The organism is Virgibacillus sp. NKC19-16, from assembly GCF_021560035.1.
In the GTDB taxonomy this organism is placed as follows: Bacteria; Bacillota; Bacilli; order Bacillales; family Amphibacillaceae; genus Virgibacillus_L; species Virgibacillus_L salidurans.
On record NZ_CP074373.1, the window covers coordinates 1343463 to 1363286 of the forward strand.

The following is a 19824-nucleotide window of genomic DNA, read 5'->3' on the forward strand; positions in this document are numbered from 1 at the left end:
TTTTGTTTTAAAAAAATTCGTCTTCCAATGCTTCTATATCCAAAATCATAAAGCCGGCTTTATCTGTCGTGAGGCAATTTTTCTTCTTAAGCATAGTTAATGTACGGCTTACCGTTTCACGGCTGGATCCGATCATATTTGCTAATTCCTTATTGGTGAAGCGTGTGGTGACACGAATTTGACCTTTATTTGTTTCCTTTCCATAATTTTTGGATAAGCGCAATAAGAGCAGAATAATTTGCTCGTAGGTGTTACGTAAAATCTTCTCCTCAAGGCGACTCTGTAAATCAACAATGATATCTCCTAACACACGCAATAATTTTACAGTAATTTCCGGATGTGTCATAAGGAAATTTTCAAACGAATGAATCGGGATATAGATTAGCGTCGCTTCTTCTAAAACTTCTGCATGCGCAGGATAGTCATCCTGTCTAAAAAAGCCTTGATGTGGGAACATATCGCCAGGCTGCAAGACATTTACGATTTGCTCTCGCCCCTGAAAATCTGTTTTATATATTTTTATTTTACCTTGATGTATAAAATAAACATTCGTTAATGGATCACCTTGCATGAATATATGAGTTTTTTGCCGGTATATTCGATTTTTGGCTAAATTAACAATCGGTTCCATTTCAAAGTCTGTCAGATCTTTGAACATAGAAAACCGTTGTAAAAGCTCCTGAACAGTATGTGTTCTCATTTGAAAGCTCCTTTCCATTAGGAAACTACAACTTTCTACTACCATTATACCATTCCTGAACCTACAATATCGGCAAAAATGTGACAACTTTTCAATTGCGTGATGAAAATCATGTTTAACTGTGTTTTAACGCACATCTAATTGATGACACAGAACTTATAATATATGTCAGTACCACAACTTGAGACGACTGGGAGGTAATTAGTATGAATCACATAGAATATACAGTGAAGCTGCATGCACCTGAATTAGAGGCTAAAATTAGACATGCGCGCATATTGGAGGTTTTCGATGAATTAAAAGCAGGGCAATTAATGGAGCTTACAAACGATCATGACCCAAAGCCGCTTCACTATCAATTTATGATGGAGAGAGAAGGCATGTTTTCCTGGGAATACGCAGAAGAAGGGCCAACGCTCTGGCGTGTGACTATCGGGAAAAATAACCATATGTAATGGAATCGTATTACGATGAAGAAAGATTTTTAAGAGGAGGGAAACGATGTTTTCTCGAGATTATAATGAAAATCCGTTTATTGTTATTTGGGAATTAACTCGAGCTTGCCAATTAAAATGCCTGCATTGTCGTGCAGAGGCACAACATCATCGGCATCCACTGGAATTAACATTTGAAGAAGGTAAAAAGCTGATTGATGATATCTATGAAATGGATAATCCAATGCTTGTATTTACAGGTGGGGATCCACTTGAGCGACCGGATGTTTTTGATATAACTGAATATGCTGTTCAAAAAGGCGTGCGTGTATCGATGACACCATCAGCTACACCTAATGTAACTAAAGAAGCAATGCAAAAAGCAAAAGATGTAGGACTGGCAAGATGGGCGTTCAGTATTGATGGTCATTGTAAGGAAGTCCATGATCATTTCCGCGGAACAGAAGGCTCATTTGATTTAACAATGAATGCGATAAACTATTTAAATGAACTGGAAATGCCACTGCAAATCAACACCGTTATCTCCGCCTATAATTATGAATACTTAGATGAAATGGCTGAAATGGTGGAAAATCTTAATTGCGTGCTATGGAGTGTATTTTTCCTTGTTCCAACAGGGAGAGGAAAGGAATCTGACATGATCTCCCCGGCAGAACATGAACGTGTCTTGCGCTGGCTGTATAAGTTGTCCAAACGTGTACCATTTGATATAAAAACAACTGCTGCACAACATTATCGTCGTGTTGTTATACAAGGTAAAATACGGAAGAGTAAAGGAAAAAGTGATAAGGAGCATATTTTCTATGAAGATGCATTAATGAGTGGAAAAACCGGTCAAATTGGTGGATTAGGTCGTGCACCTAAAGGGGTAAACGATGGGAATGGGTTTGTTTTCATTTCACATACCGGTGATGTCCTGCCGAGTGGTCTCCTGCCAATTAAAGCAGGGAATATCCGCCAAACGCCACTAGCAACCATTTACCGCGAATCAGAGGTTTTCCAAAATTTACGCAATCCGGATAAATATAAAGGAAAATGCGGGATATGTGAATTTCGCCATGTATGTGGTGGTTCTCGCTCCAGAGCATACAATGTTACAGGAGATTACATGGAAAGCGAACCCTATTGTGTCTATATTCCAAAAGCAATGCGACAGAAGAAAAAGGTAAAGGAGACAAAATAAAAAGACTTCTGGCATCCTTAGTTAATGATGCCAGAAGTCTTTTACGCATTATAAAAATAAAATCACAAGTACACCTACAATTACGCAATAATACGAGAAATACGCCAGGTTTCCCTTAGCCATTATATTCATAAACCATTTTAACGCGAAGTATGTTGCTATAAATGCAGCTATAAATGCGATTAAATTCGGAATCAGCAGTGCCTCGAATTCGGGTGTACCAATAAAATCGGGGACTTCCAGTATTGTTGTCCCTAGGCTTACCGGAATATACAAAAGGAAAGAAAAACGGAGTGCAGTTTCTTGTTTCATCCCGACAAGCATGGATGCAACAATGGAAGCACCAGATCGGCTGATACCCGGAGTAACAGCGATTGCTTGGGCAAAACCAACAATCACCGCATCTTTTACAGTTAAATCCCCGTCTCTTTTTCTCCCTCTTAAATTACGGATTACCCATATAGCTACAGCCGTAATTAGTAATGTAACCCCGACAACATTGGTTCCACTGAGCGCATCGCCAATCATGTCGCCAAATAATAAACCGATGACGCCGACAGGGATTGTCGCAATCACAAGGTAAATAATAAATTGAAAATCACTTTTGGCAGCTTCCTCTTTTTTTATCAGGTACCGAAAAGCGTTTATCGTTAACCGGATAATGTCGTTTCGATAGATTATTAGAACCGCAAGAAGGGACGCGAAGTTAACGAATATCTCAAAGGAAAGTCCTTCAGCCTCGATGCCGAATAAATTACGAAAGATGATGATATGTCCACTCGAGGAAATAGGGATCGGCTCTGTAATACCTTGTACCAACCCTAATATTAAATATTGTATTAACGTCCAAAGTTCTGTCATTGTTTCCATTCTATAATATCCTCCTAAAGGTCACTCATTTTCATACACAACAAGTCACCATCTGCCATTTAGTTGAATAGTCTAGATGGTGAGGAGGCTGAAAAGATGAATATGAATAACGATTATAATCATATATATGAATTATGTAAAAGTCATATGCATTCCTATGTGCTTGCTGAAATGGTTGACGCTACAAAAGTAGATGGTATTGTTACAGGATTGGATACTGAATATGTTTATATTGCTGTACCTATAGGTAATGGTGAACCAGCACATGACCATCACCATCATCATGATAAAGACCACCGCTTTGGTTATGGCTTTAGCTATGGATATCCGGGTTATGGTTACCCGGGCTATGGATATGCAGGATATGGCAGGCCACCAAGAAGGTTTAATAGACTCGTATTGCCACTTGCTGCACTTACTGCATTAAGTGTATTACCATGGTATTAAAACGTTAGAAAAACAGCTTAAAACGAAAGGGAACCCTTGCCAATCGACCGTGTAGGCAAGGGTTTATTATCCTTTTACTCTTCTTTTCTTTCCGGTAATATAAATTCAGCTAAAACAATTGCTGCTACTGCAAAGATACCCGCTAGAATGAGGACTTCTGTAAAGACAAATGGCTCACCGGCCATACTTGTTAAAACATAGGAAGCAACAGTACCAATTGCCAGCGCCCAAAATATTGTCATTATGTAGCGCATCATTAACACCCCGTTTTTTAAAAAATATAAGATTCCCTACATTTAATTTGATCCATCCTAATATAGTTTATCAAAAGAACGTATAAAGTTAAAGTATTTATTTAAATTTACATATAGGGGGATAACTATGTCTATTTTAGTAGATAACTGTAATCATTGGATTGGATTCCATATTGTAGACGAGTTGCTTGAGAATAGTTATACAGTTGATGGGATCGGTGATGAAGATAGCGTCCTTGCGATGTTCTTGGGAAGAAATAGCTCATTTAATTTTGTAAAACCGGATGTAAAGAAACATTATGACACTGCAATTATTATTGGTGATCAGAGCAATACAGGGATTAAATCAGGGCAATCATTAATTATTAATCCGGTACTTGTGGACAGAGTTGAAAATAGGGTGGAAATTAATGTCCCATTACTTTTTGGCGAATGGATGCCAATGAATGAAAAAGGTTTTTATTATAATAACACATTTATTACATTTGATTCCGATTTTTTTCAAACAGAAGCTATCTATATTAAAGATTTTACGAAAGGATTAATGCAATGGTTAAAAATGAAGGAACTTCCATCAACTCTAGAGGTCCGATCAGAAAAAAATAAAGATAATCAGCATGTTAAACTTGAAAATGCTGTCTATATTCGTGACAATAGACCTATGGAAGAAAAAGTAAAAAGTGTATTGGAACATTATTATTTATACAAAAAATTTTATAAATGACTTTTATATGAAAACGGACTTAATTGATGTATACTTTTTAAATCGATAAAACAAGTGTAATTGTTAGACTTGGATTGGAGTTTGCGCAATGCTGAAAAAGATGATTAGCCTATTTACAGTAACCTTTGTACTGATCATATTATCAGGCTGCAGTGACTATTTTGATACTGGACAAATTCAAAATGTTGGTATGCTTGTGGATAGTTCTATAGATAATCAAGCATGGGCGGAAAAAGGATACGAAGGATTACAGAACATTGGAGAGAAGTATGAAGTAGATGTATCCTATGAGGAAAATGTAACAACAGAGCAAGAAACCATGGAAGCAGTAGATACGTTCGTGGAGGATGGTGTGAATCTTATATTTGGACACAGCAATATTTATGGGGCACACTTTGCGAATATAGCTTCAACGTATCCGGATGTGCATTTTGTTTATTTTAATGGTGGGTATGTTGATGAAAATGTTACCAGTTTGAATTTCGATTCACATGCGATGGGTTTTTTTGCTGGTATGGTAGCAGGTGAGATGACAGAGACAGACCAGATTGGAATGATAGCCGATTACGAATGGCAGCCGGAAATTGAAGGTTTTTATGAAGGGGTGAATTATCAAAATCCCGCAGCTGAGGTACAAGTAGATTTCAACAGTGATTGGAATGATACAAATACCGCTCCGGAAATATATGGAGAGATGCGCGATGATGAGGTGGATATATTTTACCCAACAGGAGATGCATATAGCACCGATATCATTGAACAAGCCGAAGAAGATGGTTTATATGCTATTGGATATGTATCGGATCAGTCAGAAATAGCGGAATCGACTGTTTTGACAAGCACAGTTCAACATGTTGATAAGTTGTACGAGTTAGTAGCTGAAGAATTTAATGCAGAGTCACTTGGTGGAAGTATTATGACATTTGATTTTCAGGATGAATTAATTTCACTGGGGCAGTTTAGTCCGGATGTTCCTGAATATTTTCAGAACGAAGTGAAAGAAGCGGTCGAAGAATATGTGAATAATGGCTTGTTACCCAACCAATCGTAAAACTGATGCATATACATCAGTTTTTTTCTTGCTATATTTAAAGATATACATTAATATTAGTACCAAGTCATAATAATTACTAATAATATTTTAATGTATAAAGGGGATGCAAATATGAGCGTTGGTGTACTCGGAACAGGTCATTACGTGCCGCCTAAAGTTGTTACAAACAAAGATTTGGAAAAGATTGTGGATACAAGTGATGAATGGATTCGCAGCCGAACCGGGATAGAAGAAAGAAGAATTGCCGATGATGATACAGATACGTCGGATATGTCTTTTTTTGCTGCACAAAACGCGTTAGAGGAAGCAAATGTAAAAGTAGAGGATATCGACCTTATTTTAGTTGCAACAGTAACACCGGATACGCCTTTTCCATCTGTTTCCTGTATCGTGCAGGATAGGCTAGGAGCTAGGAAAGCAGCAGCAATGGATATAAGTGCTGCTTGTTCAGGATTTATGTATGGAATGGTTACTGCCAAACAATTTGTTGAAACAAACGTATATAAAAATGTACTGGTAATCGGTGTTGAAAAGCTATCCAAAATAACAGACTGGTCTGACCGCAATACCTGTGTGTTATTTGGTGATGGAGCCGGTGCTGCGGTTATTGGTGAAGTTGCAGAAGGAAAAGGTATTTTATCATTTGAACTTGGTGCAGATGGCAGTGGCGGCAAACAGTTATATCAGGATGAAAATGACCATCTTCAAATGAATGGCAGGGAAGTTTTTAAATTTGCTGTAAGACAAATGCCTGAATCATCGGTAAATGTAATCGAGAAAATAGGTTATAATGAATCGGACGTGGATTATTTAATCCCACATCAAGCAAATATACGTATTATGGAAGCAGCAAGAGAGAGACTTGGAATTTCTGAAGACAAAATGGCAGATTCTGTAAAAAGGTATGGAAATAATTCATCTGCTTCGATCCCAATTGCCTTATCAGAAGCTGTTAAAGATGGTAAAATAAAAGATAATGATTTAATTGTGTTAGTCGGTTTCGGTGGTGGATTAACATGGGGAGCAATAGCGCTAAAGTGGGGAAAATAAGTTAACAATTGTGATAGGGAGGAATACCTTATGAATGATAGAAGAGTAGTTATAACAGGACTAGGAGTAGTGACACCACTAGGTAATGATGTCAAAACAATGTGGGATAGTATTGTAGCTGGGAAATCTGGTGTTGATTTTGTCACAAAGGTCAACAGAGAAGAATTCCCCGCACAAATTGCTGCAGAAGTGAAGGATTTTGATCCAATAAATTATATGGAAAAAAAGGAAGCCAGAAAGATGGATCCATTTGCACAATATGCTGTAGCTGCTGCAAAGATGGCAGTAGAAGATGCAAATTTAACCATTGATGAGGATAACGCGGACCGCGTTGGTGTTTGGATTGGTTCCGGAATTGGCGGTATGAAGACATATGAAGAGCAACATTCAAAATTTAATGAAAAAGGCTATAAACGTGTGAGTCCTTTTTTCGTTCCAATGATGATCCCCGATATGGCTGCAGGTCAAGTTTCCATTCAATTAGGAGCAAAGGGGATTAATTCTTGCAGTGTCACAGCATGTGCGTCTGGCGCCAATTCGATTGGAGATGCCTTCAAAGCAGTGCAGCGTGGTGATGTGGACTACATGATCGCAGGAGGGACAGAAGCACCAATTTCCAATATGGCATTTGCTGGTTTTTCTTCAGCAAAAGCATTGTCCCTAAGTGAAAATCCTAAAGCAGCAAGCCGTCCCTTTGATAAAAATCGCGATGGTTTTGTAATGGGAGAAGGTTCCGGGTTGTTAATCCTTGAAACATTGGAAACGGCTCTAGAACGCGGCGCACATATTTATGGCGAAATTGTTGGATATGGTGCAACAGGGGACGCCTATCATATTACAGCCCCAGCGGAGAATGGAGAAGGGGCCGCCCGTGCCATGCAGCATGCCATTGATGATGCAGGTATGTCGCCTGAAGATGTCGATTATATTAATGCACATGGTACAAGCACTGCTCTCAATGATAAATTTGAAACAGTTGCGATAAAAAACGTTTTCGGGAAACACGCTAATAAGTTACCAGTCTCTTCAACGAAATCGATGACAGGCCATTTACTTGGTGCTGGTGGTAGTGTAGAAGCTGTTATCTCCATAAAAGCGATGGAAGAAAGCATAATTCCTGCAACCATCAATTACGAAACCCCGGATGAGGATTGTGATCTTGATTACGTGCCAAATGAAGCAAGAAAACAAGATGTAGATGTTGTTGTCAGCAATTCGTTCGGCTTTGGCGGGCATAATGTTTCCTTGGTTTTTAAAAAATATGAATAAGTGATAGGTGAAACTGGGCTGAGTAGGCTCGGTTTCTTTTTTTGACAAATAAGCCGTAATTCCAAAGCATAAGTGCTTCTAAGAAAGCACAGAACGCCTTCATAAGAACCCCTTTAATAAAAGGCAAGTATTTCTAAAGTGGAATACCGAATCAAGCCCCATCCGAACCACCGCTAAAGCTCAAGCACTAGTAAAATCAGCCAACCATTCATTTATTTGTTTGTACAAGCATAAATTAGAATAATAGATAAGGACAAGCAAGGCGGGGATTAAAATGGGTTATGTATTTTTATTTTTAATAGGCTTTGGGATGGCTGTTGCTGGAGGCGTAACCATTATTGCATACATGAACTTACTGCCAGCGGGATTAACATGGGCGGATTACTTTATTTTTGTAGGAGGCAGAATAGAATGTTATTTTCTGCTGATTGGATTTTTAATTATGGCGTTCGTGATTTATCGTATGCCAAACAACCTTTAATCTCATTTCATTCGAATACTTTTTTGAAATAATGGTCATAATGTATGGTAAGTTCAGTTAAAAAGTGAGGGTTGTTTATGTTATATTTGCACGATGTTTGGGTGAATTGGTTTGAAGGAGAAGAGAACGGGTATAGCGTCTGTTATTTCCATGAATGGCGCAAGGATGACAAAATTGAATTATTAGATCAGGTTCCATTATTGTACATAACGGATGACTTATACAATTATATTGAAAACGACATGAATGAGCTACCTTTAGCAATGCTTGATATGATTTATAAACGTGCGTATTCCCGTAAAGGCCAGGAACGATCCGTACTTGAATATGCTTGTATTGTCACAGACGGTAATGAAATACTGGCTCTTGATACAATTGGCTATCAAATTCCGATTCGTAAAAGCCGATTAATACCAAGGCAGGAGCAACTCGTATTCGATATGATTGAAAACAAAAAACCTCAATCTTTTAAATTCGATAACACTATCTATGAGAAAGAATACCATATGCTATCAATGCCGCCTGAACTGGTTTTTGGATTAACAAGGAGAGAGCGCCAATTAAAGCAGCTGCTTATGATGGGGCTGGATCAATTACGAACGACCAATAATCTAAAAGAGTTAAGGTATTGGCTCACTGAATGGGATCCAAAAAACTATCCATTTATACGATTTATGAACGAAGATAAAGTATGGGATGCCCTTTATAATGGGGTGAAGCAAGGATGGAGCACGTCACATGAAGAACTATGTGCAAAATTAATCAAGGGACAGCCTTTCCTTGAAAAAATGTTGGAAGCGGAAAATAACCAGGAGCAAAATACATCGAAGCAAAAGTAAATCATTCAGTGAGACGGTCTCTCACTGAATGATTTTTTCTATGCAAATAGGAAAGCATAAAACTTTCCTATTTACATAAGTGCAACTAAAGCTTTTACCTTAAGTTGACAAAAGCCAAGTTTTCTAACCTTTATTCTTCTTTACTCTGCCTAGTCCCATCGCTTTTTTTGCCTTGGCAACCGTTTTATTCGCTGTAGAGGCAGCTTTATCTGCACCCTGATCTAAAATCTCATCTAATTTTTCTGAGTCGATTAAGTTATGGTATCGGTCTTGAATTGGTTTTAAGACATCAATAACCGCATTTGCGGTATCCTGCTTAAACGCACCATATCCTTTATCTTTATACTTGGATTCAAGGGATTCTATCGACTCTCCTGTACAGCTTGAGTAAATTGTCAGCAGGTTTGAAACGCCTGGTTTGTTCTCCTTGTCAAATGCAACAATTCCGTCCGAATCAGTAACGGCACTTTTAATTTTCTTCTCAATTCTTTTCGGTTCATCAAGCATGGAGATGAAGCCTTTTTCATTGTCATCCGATTTACTCATTTTCTTTGTAGGATCCTGCAACGACATAATCCGTGCTCCGACTTCAGGGATACTGATTTCAGGTATAGTAAAAATATCATTGAATTTATGATTAAAACGCTGTGCCAGATTTCTTGTAAGTTCCAGATGCTGTTTCTGATCATCGCCAACAGGAACAATATTCGTATTGTACAAAAGAATATCTGCTGCCATTAGGGAAGGATATGTTAACAATGCTGATGAAACGGCTTCTTTACCAGTAGATTTATCCTTAAATTGTGTCATTCGCTCCAATTCTCCAATATAGCTTATCGACTGCAGCATCCAACCTAGCCCTGTATGTGCAGGGACTTCAGATTGGATAAACAACGTGGCTTTTTCCGGATCGAGTCCAGATGCAAGGTATAGCGCTGCAAGGGATCGAATATTATTTCTTAATTTTAATCGATCCTGAGGCACGGTAATGGCATGTTCATCGACTATGCAAAAGTAACATTGATAATCATCCTGTAACTTTACAAATTGCTGCATTGCCCCTAAATAATTTCCTATTGTTAATGTGCCGCTTGGCTGAATACCTGAAAAAATTGTCTTCATTTCACTCACTCCATATTTATTATTTTAGGCTTTTTTTGTAAGTTTTGTAGCTTTAAATCTTCGCAGTTGATATAGAATGTGACGTAATTTCTTCGCAAACAGTGGTTGAGAGCAAGGATTCCGCGACGGAAATACATTCCGCTTTCCGCGGGCGGCTGATGAGCCTCCTCGTGCTGACGCACTGCGGGGTCTCACCTAGGCCTCTGCTCCCGCAGGAGTCTTCATGTATTTCCGCTAGTATTGGCTACTATATATTATTTGTATATAAAACGAAACAGTTTTGTTGCTGTAACTAGTCCCCGCAGCGGTGGTCTTCCGCGAGGAGGCTGAGGCCGTGCCCGCGGAAAACGACTGCCCGGAGCGATCCCCGGACGGGGCAATTATTGCGCATAATGTCGTCTTTTATAACTTTTGTGTCAAAAGCAACAACCTCTTACAAAACAGTGTTATTTTATTACATAAAAAAAGCCCATTTATCCCTGAGACAGGGACGAATGAACCGCGGTGCCACCCTTATTATCTTAACATTTTGTAAAGATCACTTTAAATTTTAATTAGCTCCAAAGTCCAATTCCAATTTATCTTGATACTTGTTTTCAGCAACCACAAGCTCTCTTTAAAATCAGCGGATAATTGTACTACGCCTTTTTCATCACTTTATATATTGATTTTCTATCATTATATATAGCATTGTTGTGAAATGCAAGCAGGAAGCAGAGTCAGGAAATCGTCCCCGTGCTTCATTTTTTCCGTTGGTACGTAGTTAGAATTACTCCTCCGACAATAAATAAGGAACCTATTATTTCTACAGATGTAATCGGCTTATAAAGTAATATTAATCCCATAACCATTGCCACAAAAGGTTCTAAATTAGATAGTATAGATGCCTTTGAAGCATCTACATATCGAATGTTGCTATTCCAAATTAGTGTGGCTACACCATGCACAATAACTGCTGTTCCGATTAGAAAAGCCCAATCAGAAATATCAACACTTACTCGTAAAGGACTGTCTAATAAGAAGACAAACGGGATTGACACAATAAAGCCAACAATATTTGAATATAACGTCATGGTAAGTGGGTCAATTCTTTGGGATAGAACTCTCGTTAAAATGATCATTATAGCAAATGTTATCATCGTTAGAACAATCCATAGAAGCCCTGTATCAACAGATATAGAAGATAAACTCCCTCTAGTTACAACAAAATAAATACCAATTATCGCTACAATTGATCCAAACAACATACGTATCGTTATTTTTTCTTTTAAAAACGTGGCCGCTAAAAAGCCAGTTAAAATTGGAGCTGTTGCCAGAATTAATGCTGATGTTGTAGGATCAGCAGTTTGTAATCCCATAAAAAAGGACCATTGATTTATAAATACACCAATAACCCCCAGCGAAATAATAGCAAGTAAATCTGCTTTTTTTACACGTTTTAAATGTTTTTTATAAAACGATATTCCAATTAAAAATAACACAATAAAGAAAAGTCTTAGTGATGTTAATAGAGTTGGGGAGAAATCTTGAACTAAAATCTTTCCAAACACGAAATTGCTTCCCCATACCAATACACAAAAGGTTAGCAACATATAAGCTTTCAACATATTTATTACGCTCCTATAAAATATAACAACTTTGTTATTGTAACATACCTGGAAGCAGGAAGCATGGGGGGCAGTTCTTCTCTTGTTTTCACTAAAGATAAGGAAATTATAGTCTTGATGGAAGAATTGAATCGCCTATGTTTTTAAAATAAGAAAGGATGAAAAGCATGAATATAAATGATTTACTGCGAAAAGATATCATGAAAGGAAGCATTGGGACCGTTCTTTTGCTTCATTTAAATTTTCAAGAATCTATATTTTAGGGGGACATGGGGTGGGAAGTACGAGAATCGCCCCCGTGCTTTCCCTTTCAAACAAAAAATTCGACAAAATCCTTAATTTTTTGTTCAAATCTGAGTCGATTTCATATATACTAGATTAAAATACGTTTGGGGATTGATAGGTAATGGAGAGAAAACAGCTCACGGCTTTTACATTTATAAGTATTCTTCTGCTAAGTATAATGCTGCCGATAAATAGTAGTGGGGAAGAAGTGCAAACAGCAAGCGCACATAAGGAAAGAGAAACCAATATTAAATCGATTGATACAAGTGAACCAATGCAACGTTTTACATATGATTCAGGCTATGATTTTGAATATCCTGACGCGGTGAGAGGTATTTATGTTACTGGTAACTCGGCTGGTGGCAGTCGCTTTGAGGGGCTTTTGGATTTAGTGAATACAACAGACTTAAATACAATGGTAATTGATGTTAAGGAAGATAATGGAAATATAACGTTCACGCCTGCAGAAGGTTCCCCGTATGAAGACATAGCAAAGAATTTTATAGGTGACCCGGAAGGAATGATGCAGGTACTGGAAGAAAATGATATTTATCCAATTGCCAGAGTTGTTGTTTTCAAGGATAATGTGTTAGCACAAGAGCGACCTGATCTTTCTTTTCAGCAAAACGGTGAAGTATGGGTGAACAATAAAGGAGAAGCATTTGTAAATCCATTTGAAAAGGAAGTATGGGAATACAATGTGGGGATAGCGAAGATGGCTGCAGAAATGGGATTTCAGGAAATTCAATTTGATTATGTACGCTTCCCGGAAGGATTTGAAAACCGGGATTCGGAGCTGGAATATGGACTCGGTGATTATGAAGATTCCGAACTTGATAATGTACAAAGACGTGTACAAGCTGTAACGGACTTTGTTGCATTCGCCAGGGAAGAATTGGCGAATTATGATGTCGATGTTGCTGTGGATATATTCGGCTATGCAGCTACCATTGAAGAAACCCCCGGTATTGGTCAAAACTTTTCTAAGATATCGGAAAATGTCGATGTAATTTCATCAATGATCTATCCGAGTCATTGGACGTCTTATTTCGGAATAGAAAAACCTGACACAGAACCATATAATCTTGTTAACGAATATGCTCAAGTGGAAAATGAAGTATTGGGCGCGCTGGAAGACCCTCCAGTTTCAAGACCATGGCTACAGGATTTTGAAGCACCTTGGCTATATAGTGGTGCAACCAAGCAATATGGGAAAGAAGAAGTTGAGGCACAAATTAAAGCACTATATGATAATGGGATTGATGAATTCCTGTTATGGAACGCCGGGAATACGTATACAGAGAATGTTGACTATATGATCGGAAAATAATCTAAAAAGCGGATCTCTTTCCAATAAGAGGATCCGTTTTTTTGGTCTAGATGCCCAATCACAGGACATACTAAAAAAATAGCACTTATTTTACGCAGATTTAACAAAAGATCCATTTTCCGTTATACTAAAAAAAGCCAATAAAAAATAAGGAGTCGAGTTATGAATTGGTATGAAAAGCTAAGTAAGTATTTCCCGGTAGAAGAGATGAAATCAAAAGAGCATATGGAAATGCTCTTAAATGAAAAGGGGATGTTTACTATAAAGATGAAAGTCCCCTGCATGTCATGATGTTTGCGGAATTTGACTCATTCGTCTTTATTGACTATGTATGGGTTTCACCAGATGCGAGAGGGCAGGGAACAGGACATAAGTTAATTGAAAAGCTAAAACAGAAAAATAAACCCATTATTTTGGAAGTGGAGCCTATCGATTATGATGATTCAGATTCAGAGAAGAGACTTCACTTTTATCACAGGGAAGGCTTTACGCACGCACAAAAGATTGATTATAATCGCCGTTCATTAGCTACAAATGAGGACACCGCAATGGAAATATTATACTGGTCTCCAAATGATGATTCGGAAGATCTGATTTTTCAAAAGATGAAAAAAATGTACGAGGATATTCATACGTATAAAGATGAGGAAATATATGGTAAGTCCTATCAATCGGTTGATGAAGTATTGACATATGACGAAGAACGTGATTCCAAAGATATATTAGAAGGTATTCATACAACTGAAAAAGCTTAAAAAACAAGCCTCGTACAGAAATTTCTGCACGAGGCTTGTTCATGTTAGGAAGACTTTTCATCTGCTACCGGGGGTGATAAGTTATTTAGTCGATCGGCTAAACCAAGCCTACTGGATACTTGTTCATCCTCCTGGGTTAACAATGATTCTTTGAATTCATATGCATTGGAACCATGCTCAGCGAAGTCGAGTCCAGCAATTTCTTCTTTTTCAGATACGCGGATAGAAGAAAAACGTGAAATGACGAATACAAACGTCCCTACAGTTAGTACCGTCCAAGCGATGACTGCAAGTATACCAATTGCTTGTATTCCTATTTGTGAAAAACCATTTCCGTAAAATAATCCAGTTGAAGTAGAGAAGAGACCGACTGCTAATGTGCCCCAGATTCCACAAATTCCGTGAACCGTAATCGCACCAACAGGATCATCAATTTTCATTTTTGTATCTAATAAACGAACACCTTCAACCAGCAACACCCCGGAAACCATTCCGACAATGATTGACCCCCCAAGCGAGATCTCTGCGGCTCCTGCAGTAATACCGACAAGTCCACCCAATACCCCATTTAGAGATAATGAAGCATCAACTCTTTTGAAGCGTAATTTCGTATAGGCTGCTGATGAGACCAGGGCAGCAGATGTGGATAATAGTGTTGCTCCGATGACCATTGGTACCAGTTCCGGATCTGCTGCGAGCGTACTTCCTCCATTAAATCCGAACCAGCCGAGCCATAATATAAACACACCAAGGGCACCTATTGGAATATTATGTCCAGGAATTACATTAACTTTCTTTCCCTCATATTTACCGTGACGAGGTCCGAGAAACAGTACAACAGTAAGTGCTGCAATAGCCCCTGTTAGGTGGACAACCGTAGAACCGGCGAAATCACTGAATCCTAAAGTTGTTAACCAACCGTCACCCTGCCATATCCAATGCCCAACAACAGGATATATAAACCCGGTCATTGCGATAACAATTAATACATAACTGCCTAGTTTTATTCTCTCTGCAACAGCACCGGATATAATTGTGGCGCATGTAGCAATGAACATAGCCTGAAAAACGAAGAATCCAATATCATCGACACCACTTAGAAAAAATCCATGAGATCCAATGATTGACCCCGCGGAAGTCCCGAACATGATACCGTAACCTACAGTGAAAAATAATAATGCAGCAATACTAATGGTTAAAAAATTTTTCATCAAAATATTTAATGTATTTTTAGATCTTGTAAAACCTGATTCAACCATCGCAAATCCAGCATGCATGAAAAATACGAGAAATGCAGCAATCATCACCCAAACTAAATCAACGGATAATTGTAGTGATGTAGTCGTTGGTGCAGCGTAAACAGGTGTTGCAATTAAAAATAGTACCATCAATAAAAATAAACTTTTCTTTACCATGAAATTTCCCCCTTAGATAAATTAGATAACTGCTTCCTTACCTCTTTCACCTGTCCGAATACGAACAATCTCTTCTATGGGATAGATAAAGATTTTTCCGTCTCCGATATTTCCTGTATTGCAATTTACAATGATAAGTTCTACAATCTGCTCTGCTTGCGTCTCTTCTACAACCATTTCCACTTTTATTTTGGAAAGTAGCTGAATTTGATAACTTGTCCCTCTGAACATGCCCGTTTGTCCCTTTTGCTTCCCGGTACCTGCCGCCTCCGTCACAGTAAGTCCTCCGATACCTATTGCAGAAAGGGCGTTACGAAGTGACTGGAATTTCTCCGGCCGGATAATAGCTTCAATTTTCTTCATGAATTTCTTCCTTTCCATATGTTAGGTTTTCTAACATGTAAAGTTATGTTAAGTATCATATATCTTCAAAAGAAAAAAATCAAGTATTTTTAAAGGATTTTTTTGAAAATTATAGGTAAGCGCCAACACTATTTTAGATGTATTTATTGTGCTAGGTTTAAAAATATTTTCACGTATCAGGTTTAATTGAAAATGATATGGGGTATGTTACTAGTACAAAGATAAATGTAAACAATTCATGAACATTTGAAAAAACCTTGATTTTTCTTGGAAATCCTCTACCTTTTGATTGACAAATGTAGTATAATTTACATATAGGGTTAATTAAACTTATTTTAATCTAATAAGTTACTCAATGTTTATGAAAATACCCACTTTAGAATGAGGAGTGAAGTTTCATGGTAACACTTTATACCTCACCAAGTTGTACATCTTGCAGAAAAGCAAAAGCATGGTTGGAGGAGCATGATATTCTATTTAAAGAAAGGAATATTTTTTCCGAGCCACTAACGTTGGATGAAATAAAGGAAATATTACGGATGACGGAAGATGGAACTGATGAGATTATTTCGACTCGCTCAAAAGTTTTTCAAAAATTGGACGTTGATATCGATCAATTACCTTTAAAAGATTTATTTAATTTAATCCAACAAAACCCGGGTTTATTGAGAAGACCAATAATTCTGGATGAGAAACGTTTGCAAGTTGGGTATAACGAAGATGAGATTCGACGATTTTTACCAAGAACGGTACGTACTTTTCAACTACGTGAGGCGCAGCGAATGGTCAACTAATTCGCTCACAAACAATAGAAAATAATAAATGTAAATAAAAACGCAGATCCCTTTTTAACGGTCTGTGTTTTTGTTATATTAGGGTAGAGTCCACCTCTAAAAATTAAGGGGTGACAAATCATTGTTATTGCTTTAGAATATGATATTAACAAATCATAAATTTATAGGCATATTAATTTCCAAGAAGGACGCAGCTATCATACAATGGCAGTAGAAATATAACTATGAATGGTTAGAAATGTATTTTAAAGGGTAAGTGGTAAATGATTAGTTATTTCACTATAGATAAGGTGAAGTGGTCTCTTCCACCTAACTATTTATAGAAGGGAGAGAAATAAAAATGGAAATAGAGAGAATTAATGAAAATACGGTAAAGTTTTATATTTCCTATTTTGACCTTGAAGATCGTGGATTTGAACGCGAAGAAATTTGGTATAATCGTGAACGTAGCGAGCAATTATTTTGGCAAATGATGGATGAAGTTAATTATAAAGAGGACTTTACTGTAGAAGGGCCATTGTGGATTCAGGTTCAGGCAATGGATAAAGGACTGGAATTTGTTGTTACAAAAGCTCAAGTATCCAAAGATGGGGAGAATATCGAGTTACCAACAGAAGATGGTGAAACAGTAGATGTACCTGTTGATAAGAAAATAGAAAATATGCTTGAAGATAAATATGGAACAAGTGGTGGCAACAATGATGAATCTGAAGAAGAAGACAACCTGTCGATTATCGTAAGTTTTCGTGATTTCGAGGATGTCATTCAATTAAGTCATTACTTTGCAGATTTCACAGGAAGTGCTGAGGACACACTTTACCACTATAATGGAAGCTATTATCTGTATATGGAATTTTCTGATGAATTATTGGATGATGACATTCAGGAAGATTTCATTAGCCAAGTATTAGAATTTGCAGATGATACAGACGTAACCATTCACCTATTAGATGAATATGGGAAAAAGATCTTTGAAGCGGACACATTTGCTCAAGTCAGATCTTATTTTCCAGTTGAAGTCTAGACACTCGAAACAGGGTGTCTTTTTTTTATACTGTTTTCTAAAAGACAGTTGCTTTTGACACGAAAGATATAGAATGCGACATATCATGATATGATTGTTAATCCACCGCTCCGGTAATACACTTCGCTTTCCGCGGGCGGCTGCTGAGCCCTCCTCGTGCTGGAGCACTGCGGGGTCTCACCTAGGCCTCTGCTCCCGCAGGAGTCTCCGTGTATTACCTACGCTGATATTGCGATTACTGCCGATGAACTGCATCAGTATTAATATACAAAGCACTAAACTACCTCACCAGTTCGGTATCGCTCCGGGCGGTGACTCCTGCTTAGAACAAATGTCTTCGGTGGGACGAGCATTTACGCGCAGTCCCAGCACGTGTCCAGACCTGAGCAGCGGTGGTCTTCCGCGAGAAGGCTGAAGCCGTGCCCTAAGGTCCGCGACTGCCCGGAACGATTCTGGACGGCGGCAATTATTGCACATTACGTCGCAGTATATATCAACTGCGAAGATTTAAAAGAAACAATCCCTACGAAAAGAAATTTTTTTATTATTTTTGCAGGAATTTGTCCATCTCTGTCGAATAGTAATTGTTGGAGGTGGTTTTATTTTATGTTACAGGCAATATCAAAAAATGGAAATATGATTATGCTCCACACCATGACAAACATAGAGATTGAAAAATCAAAACAGAAACAGCCGTATTTCTGCCCAGCATGCAAGCAGCAAGTAATCATCAAAGCAGGCTCAAAAGTAATCCCACATTTTGCACATCGTTCGACATCGAATTGCCCAATAAACGAAGGAGGGGAGGGGGCGTATCATGCGAAAGGCAAATTACTACTATATAACTGGTTAATCCATCAAAAACTGGATGTTCAGCTTGAGGTATTCATCTCGGAAATTAATCAGCGGCCAGATCTGTTGCTAACGATAAACAGGAAAAGAATAGCTATTGAATATCAATGTGCACGAGTAAGACCTGAGCAGATAAGACAGCGAAACGCGGGATATGCGCATGCCGAAATAACGCCAATATGGATTCTGGGGGAAAATTTACTTAAAAGGCAAACGAAACATCATTTGAAAATCGATCAGTTTTCCCAGCAATTTATCCATCAATTTTCTTCTGATACACCATTGACTTTATTTTACTTTTGTCCACAAACCCTTCAATTTATCACATTTCAGGATATTTTTTTCACACAAACAAGACAGGCCATCGGTAAACTTGATGTGAGATCACTTACCCAGATGAATTTCACGCATCTGTTTATGAAAAAGCCATTTACACAACTGGAGCTTTATCAATTATGGAAAAACGAAAAATACAAATTCCGATTAAAGCCCACAAATCATCTGTATGGAACGGAATTAGCCTGGCGTCAATGGTTATATTTAAAAGGAACCCACTTGGAATACCTGCCGTCAATCATTCATCTGCCCGTATCTTCACAATATCGGATGAAGACCTCGCCGTGGGATTGGCAGAGTCGAATAGCCATTGATTTATTAGCCCCATTGCCTGTAGAAAGTCATATTTCCATTACAGCAACAGAGCATTTTTTACGGAAACAATTTCTCAGTCCGCAGTATTTTCCTTTAAGTCATTCTACTGAAAATCCTATCACGCAATATCTTCAGCTTTTATCCCACTTAGACATTGTGAAACAGAAAACAGTTCATTCATTTACAAAAATCAATCCCGTTAAATTCCATAAAAATATAGAAGACGCTTTAAAGGCTGATGAAGCAATGATGGATTTTTTAGTAGCAAAGGCTTCAGACAAAATACAAGCATGACTTGCG

The 19824-nt window shown here is 38.0% G+C and carries 20 protein-coding genes, 1 pseudogene and 1 other annotated feature; of the genes and pseudogenes, 14 read left to right on the forward strand and 7 right to left on the reverse strand.

Features of this window, described 5'->3' with window-relative positions; genetic code table 11:
* Positions 1-7 precede the first annotated feature (7 nt).
* Complete coding sequence (locus tag KFZ58_RS07035; RefSeq protein WP_235794088.1) at positions 8-700, reverse strand: Crp/Fnr family transcriptional regulator; 693 nt, start codon at positions 698-700, stop codon at positions 8-10.
* A gap of 206 nt (positions 701-906) precedes the next feature.
* Here KFZ58_RS07035 and KFZ58_RS07040 point away from each other — a divergent pair, with 206 nt between their 5' ends.
* Both KFZ58_RS07040 and KFZ58_RS07045 read left to right on the forward strand, forming a co-directional pair.
* Positions 907-1155 carry a DUF2249 domain-containing protein gene (locus tag KFZ58_RS07040; RefSeq protein ID WP_235794089.1) on the forward strand — a complete coding sequence of 83 codons (249 nt, stop codon included), beginning with the start codon at positions 907-909 and terminating at the stop codon, positions 1153-1155.
* A 46-nt stretch (positions 1156-1201) separates the two neighbouring features.
* Positions 1202-2338: a TIGR04053 family radical SAM/SPASM domain-containing protein gene (locus KFZ58_RS07045; RefSeq protein ID WP_235794090.1), complete on the forward strand. Its 1137-nt coding sequence runs from the start codon at positions 1202-1204 to the stop codon at positions 2336-2338.
* A gap of 48 nt (positions 2339-2386) precedes the next feature.
* Here KFZ58_RS07045 and KFZ58_RS07050 read toward each other — a convergent pair whose 3' ends face one another.
* Positions 2387-3199, reverse strand: coding sequence for an undecaprenyl-diphosphate phosphatase (locus KFZ58_RS07050; protein ID WP_235794692.1), 813 nt, complete (start codon positions 3197-3199; stop codon positions 2387-2389).
* A gap of 105 nt (positions 3200-3304) precedes the next feature.
* Between KFZ58_RS07050 and KFZ58_RS07055 the strand changes: the two genes are divergently transcribed.
* The gene (locus KFZ58_RS07055) at positions 3305-3655 is read left to right on the forward strand and encodes a hypothetical protein (protein WP_235794091.1); all 351 of its coding nucleotides are present in this window, start codon (positions 3305-3307) and stop codon (positions 3653-3655) included.
* Positions 3656-3729: 74 nt separating this feature from the next.
* Here the strand turns inward: KFZ58_RS07055 and KFZ58_RS07060 are convergent, their stop codons facing one another.
* Positions 3730-3897, reverse strand: a complete 168-nt coding sequence (locus KFZ58_RS07060; protein ID WP_235794092.1) for a DUF2929 family protein — start codon at positions 3895-3897, stop codon at positions 3730-3732.
* A 139-nt stretch (positions 3898-4036) separates the two neighbouring features.
* Between KFZ58_RS07060 and KFZ58_RS07065 the strand changes: the two genes are divergently transcribed.
* The 6 genes from KFZ58_RS07065 (at position 4037) to KFZ58_RS07090 (ending at position 9326) form a co-directional block, all read left to right on the forward strand.
* Complete coding sequence (locus KFZ58_RS07065) at positions 4037-4633, forward strand: hypothetical protein (protein WP_235794093.1); 597 nt, start codon at positions 4037-4039, stop codon at positions 4631-4633.
* Between the two features lie 88 nt (positions 4634-4721).
* The gene (locus KFZ58_RS07070; protein WP_235794094.1) at positions 4722-5684 is read left to right on the forward strand and encodes a BMP family ABC transporter substrate-binding protein; all 963 of its coding nucleotides are present in this window, start codon (positions 4722-4724) and stop codon (positions 5682-5684) included.
* A 114-nt stretch (positions 5685-5798) separates the two neighbouring features.
* Positions 5799-6737, forward strand: a complete 939-nt coding sequence (locus KFZ58_RS07075; protein ID WP_235794095.1) for a beta-ketoacyl-ACP synthase III — start codon at positions 5799-5801, stop codon at positions 6735-6737.
* Between the two features lie 30 nt (positions 6738-6767).
* Entirely contained in the window at positions 6768-8006 is a 1239-nt protein-coding gene (gene fabF, locus KFZ58_RS07080) for a beta-ketoacyl-ACP synthase II (RefSeq protein WP_235794096.1), read from the forward strand.
* Between the two features lie 274 nt (positions 8007-8280).
* Positions 8281-8487 carry a YuzI family membrane protein gene (locus tag KFZ58_RS07085; protein WP_235794097.1) on the forward strand — a complete coding sequence of 69 codons (207 nt, stop codon included), beginning with the start codon at positions 8281-8283 and terminating at the stop codon, positions 8485-8487.
* Between the two features lie 77 nt (positions 8488-8564).
* Positions 8565-9326 (forward strand): YjbA family protein, encoded by a 762-nt coding sequence (locus KFZ58_RS07090; protein ID WP_235794098.1) that lies wholly within the window; start codon positions 8565-8567, stop codon positions 9324-9326.
* A gap of 123 nt (positions 9327-9449) precedes the next feature.
* On the opposite strand, the gene trpS is transcribed toward KFZ58_RS07090, so the two are convergent.
* Together trpS and KFZ58_RS07100 are read right to left on the reverse strand one after the other, a co-directional pair.
* Complete coding sequence (trpS, locus tag KFZ58_RS07095; protein ID WP_235794099.1) at positions 9450-10448, reverse strand: tryptophan--tRNA ligase; 999 nt, start codon at positions 10446-10448, stop codon at positions 9450-9452.
* Between the two features lie 483 nt (positions 10449-10931).
* Positions 10932-11110 (reverse strand) — a binding site (T-box leader).
* Between the two features lie 78 nt (positions 11111-11188).
* Positions 11189-12055: a DMT family transporter gene (locus KFZ58_RS07100; RefSeq protein WP_235794100.1), complete on the reverse strand. Its 867-nt coding sequence runs from the start codon at positions 12053-12055 to the stop codon at positions 11189-11191.
* A 406-nt stretch (positions 12056-12461) separates the two neighbouring features.
* Here KFZ58_RS07100 and KFZ58_RS07105 point away from each other — a divergent pair, with 406 nt between their 5' ends.
* The gene (locus tag KFZ58_RS07105) at positions 12462-13670 is read left to right on the forward strand and encodes a putative glycoside hydrolase (RefSeq protein WP_235794101.1); all 1209 of its coding nucleotides are present in this window, start codon (positions 12462-12464) and stop codon (positions 13668-13670) included.
* 162 nt (positions 13671-13832) lie between these two features.
* A pseudogene (locus KFZ58_RS07110) lies at positions 13833-14425 on the forward strand (GNAT family N-acetyltransferase).
* 44 nt (positions 14426-14469) lie between these two features.
* Here KFZ58_RS07110 and KFZ58_RS07115 read toward each other — a convergent pair.
* Positions 14470-15840 (reverse strand): ammonium transporter, encoded by a 1371-nt coding sequence (locus KFZ58_RS07115; protein WP_235794102.1) that lies wholly within the window; start codon positions 15838-15840, stop codon positions 14470-14472.
* Between the two features lie 21 nt (positions 15841-15861).
* Positions 15862-16203 (reverse strand): P-II family nitrogen regulator, encoded by a 342-nt coding sequence (locus KFZ58_RS07120; protein ID WP_235794103.1) that lies wholly within the window; start codon positions 16201-16203, stop codon positions 15862-15864.
* Positions 16204-16601: 398 nt separating this feature from the next.
* Between KFZ58_RS07120 and spxA the strand changes: the two genes are divergently transcribed.
* The 3 genes from spxA to KFZ58_RS07135 all read left to right on the forward strand — a co-directional run bounded on the left by spxA (position 16602) and on the right by KFZ58_RS07135 (position 19818).
* Positions 16602-16997 (forward strand): transcriptional regulator SpxA, encoded by a 396-nt coding sequence (gene spxA / locus KFZ58_RS07125; RefSeq protein WP_235794104.1) that lies wholly within the window; start codon positions 16602-16604, stop codon positions 16995-16997.
* Positions 16998-17337: 340 nt separating this feature from the next.
* Positions 17338-18021 carry an adaptor protein MecA gene (mecA, locus tag KFZ58_RS07130; RefSeq protein WP_235794105.1) on the forward strand — a complete coding sequence of 228 codons (684 nt, stop codon included), beginning with the start codon at positions 17338-17340 and terminating at the stop codon, positions 18019-18021.
* A gap of 606 nt (positions 18022-18627) precedes the next feature.
* Positions 18628-19818 (forward strand): competence protein CoiA, encoded by a 1191-nt coding sequence (locus tag KFZ58_RS07135; RefSeq protein WP_235794106.1) that lies wholly within the window; start codon positions 18628-18630, stop codon positions 19816-19818.
* Positions 19819-19824: the final 6 nt, after the last annotated feature.

Excerpts from the sequence above, each read along its gene's own strand:
- KFZ58_RS07035 (WP_235794088.1), bottom strand. The coding sequence starts at position 700 with ATGAGAACACATACTGTTCAGGAGCTTTTACAACGGTTTTCTATGTTC.
- KFZ58_RS07040 (WP_235794089.1), top strand. The coding sequence starts at position 907 with ATGAATCACATAGAATATACAGTGAAGCTGCATGCACCTGAATTAGAG.
- KFZ58_RS07045 (WP_235794090.1), top strand. The coding sequence starts at position 1,202 with ATGTTTTCTCGAGATTATAATGAAAATCCGTTTATTGTTATTTGGGAA.
- KFZ58_RS07050 (WP_235794692.1), bottom strand. The coding sequence starts at position 3,199 with ATGACAGAACTTTGGACGTTAATACAATATTTAATATTAGGGTTGGTA.
- KFZ58_RS07055 (WP_235794091.1), top strand. The coding sequence starts at position 3,305 with ATGAATATGAATAACGATTATAATCATATATATGAATTATGTAAAAGT.
- KFZ58_RS07060 (WP_235794092.1), bottom strand. The coding sequence starts at position 3,897 with ATGACAATATTTTGGGCGCTGGCAATTGGTACTGTTGCTTCCTATGTT.
- KFZ58_RS07065 (WP_235794093.1), top strand. The coding sequence starts at position 4,037 with ATGTCTATTTTAGTAGATAACTGTAATCATTGGATTGGATTCCATATT.
- KFZ58_RS07070 (WP_235794094.1), top strand. The coding sequence starts at position 4,722 with ATGCTGAAAAAGATGATTAGCCTATTTACAGTAACCTTTGTACTGATC.
- KFZ58_RS07075 (WP_235794095.1), top strand. The coding sequence starts at position 5,799 with ATGAGCGTTGGTGTACTCGGAACAGGTCATTACGTGCCGCCTAAAGTT.
- fabF (WP_235794096.1), top strand. The coding sequence starts at position 6,768 with ATGAATGATAGAAGAGTAGTTATAACAGGACTAGGAGTAGTGACACCA.
- KFZ58_RS07085 (WP_235794097.1), top strand. The coding sequence starts at position 8,281 with ATGGGTTATGTATTTTTATTTTTAATAGGCTTTGGGATGGCTGTTGCT.
- KFZ58_RS07090 (WP_235794098.1), top strand. The coding sequence starts at position 8,565 with ATGTTATATTTGCACGATGTTTGGGTGAATTGGTTTGAAGGAGAAGAG.
- trpS (WP_235794099.1), bottom strand. The coding sequence starts at position 10,448 with ATGAAGACAATTTTTTCAGGTATTCAGCCAAGCGGCACATTAACAATA.
- KFZ58_RS07100 (WP_235794100.1), bottom strand. The coding sequence starts at position 12,055 with ATGTTGAAAGCTTATATGTTGCTAACCTTTTGTGTATTGGTATGGGGA.
- KFZ58_RS07105 (WP_235794101.1), top strand. The coding sequence starts at position 12,462 with ATGGAGAGAAAACAGCTCACGGCTTTTACATTTATAAGTATTCTTCTG.
- KFZ58_RS07115 (WP_235794102.1), bottom strand. The coding sequence starts at position 15,840 with ATGGTAAAGAAAAGTTTATTTTTATTGATGGTACTATTTTTAATTGCA.
- KFZ58_RS07120 (WP_235794103.1), bottom strand. The coding sequence starts at position 16,203 with ATGAAGAAAATTGAAGCTATTATCCGGCCGGAGAAATTCCAGTCACTT.
- spxA (WP_235794104.1), top strand. The coding sequence starts at position 16,602 with ATGGTAACACTTTATACCTCACCAAGTTGTACATCTTGCAGAAAAGCA.
- mecA (WP_235794105.1), top strand. The coding sequence starts at position 17,338 with ATGGAAATAGAGAGAATTAATGAAAATACGGTAAAGTTTTATATTTCC.
- KFZ58_RS07135 (WP_235794106.1), top strand. The coding sequence starts at position 18,628 with ATGTTACAGGCAATATCAAAAAATGGAAATATGATTATGCTCCACACC.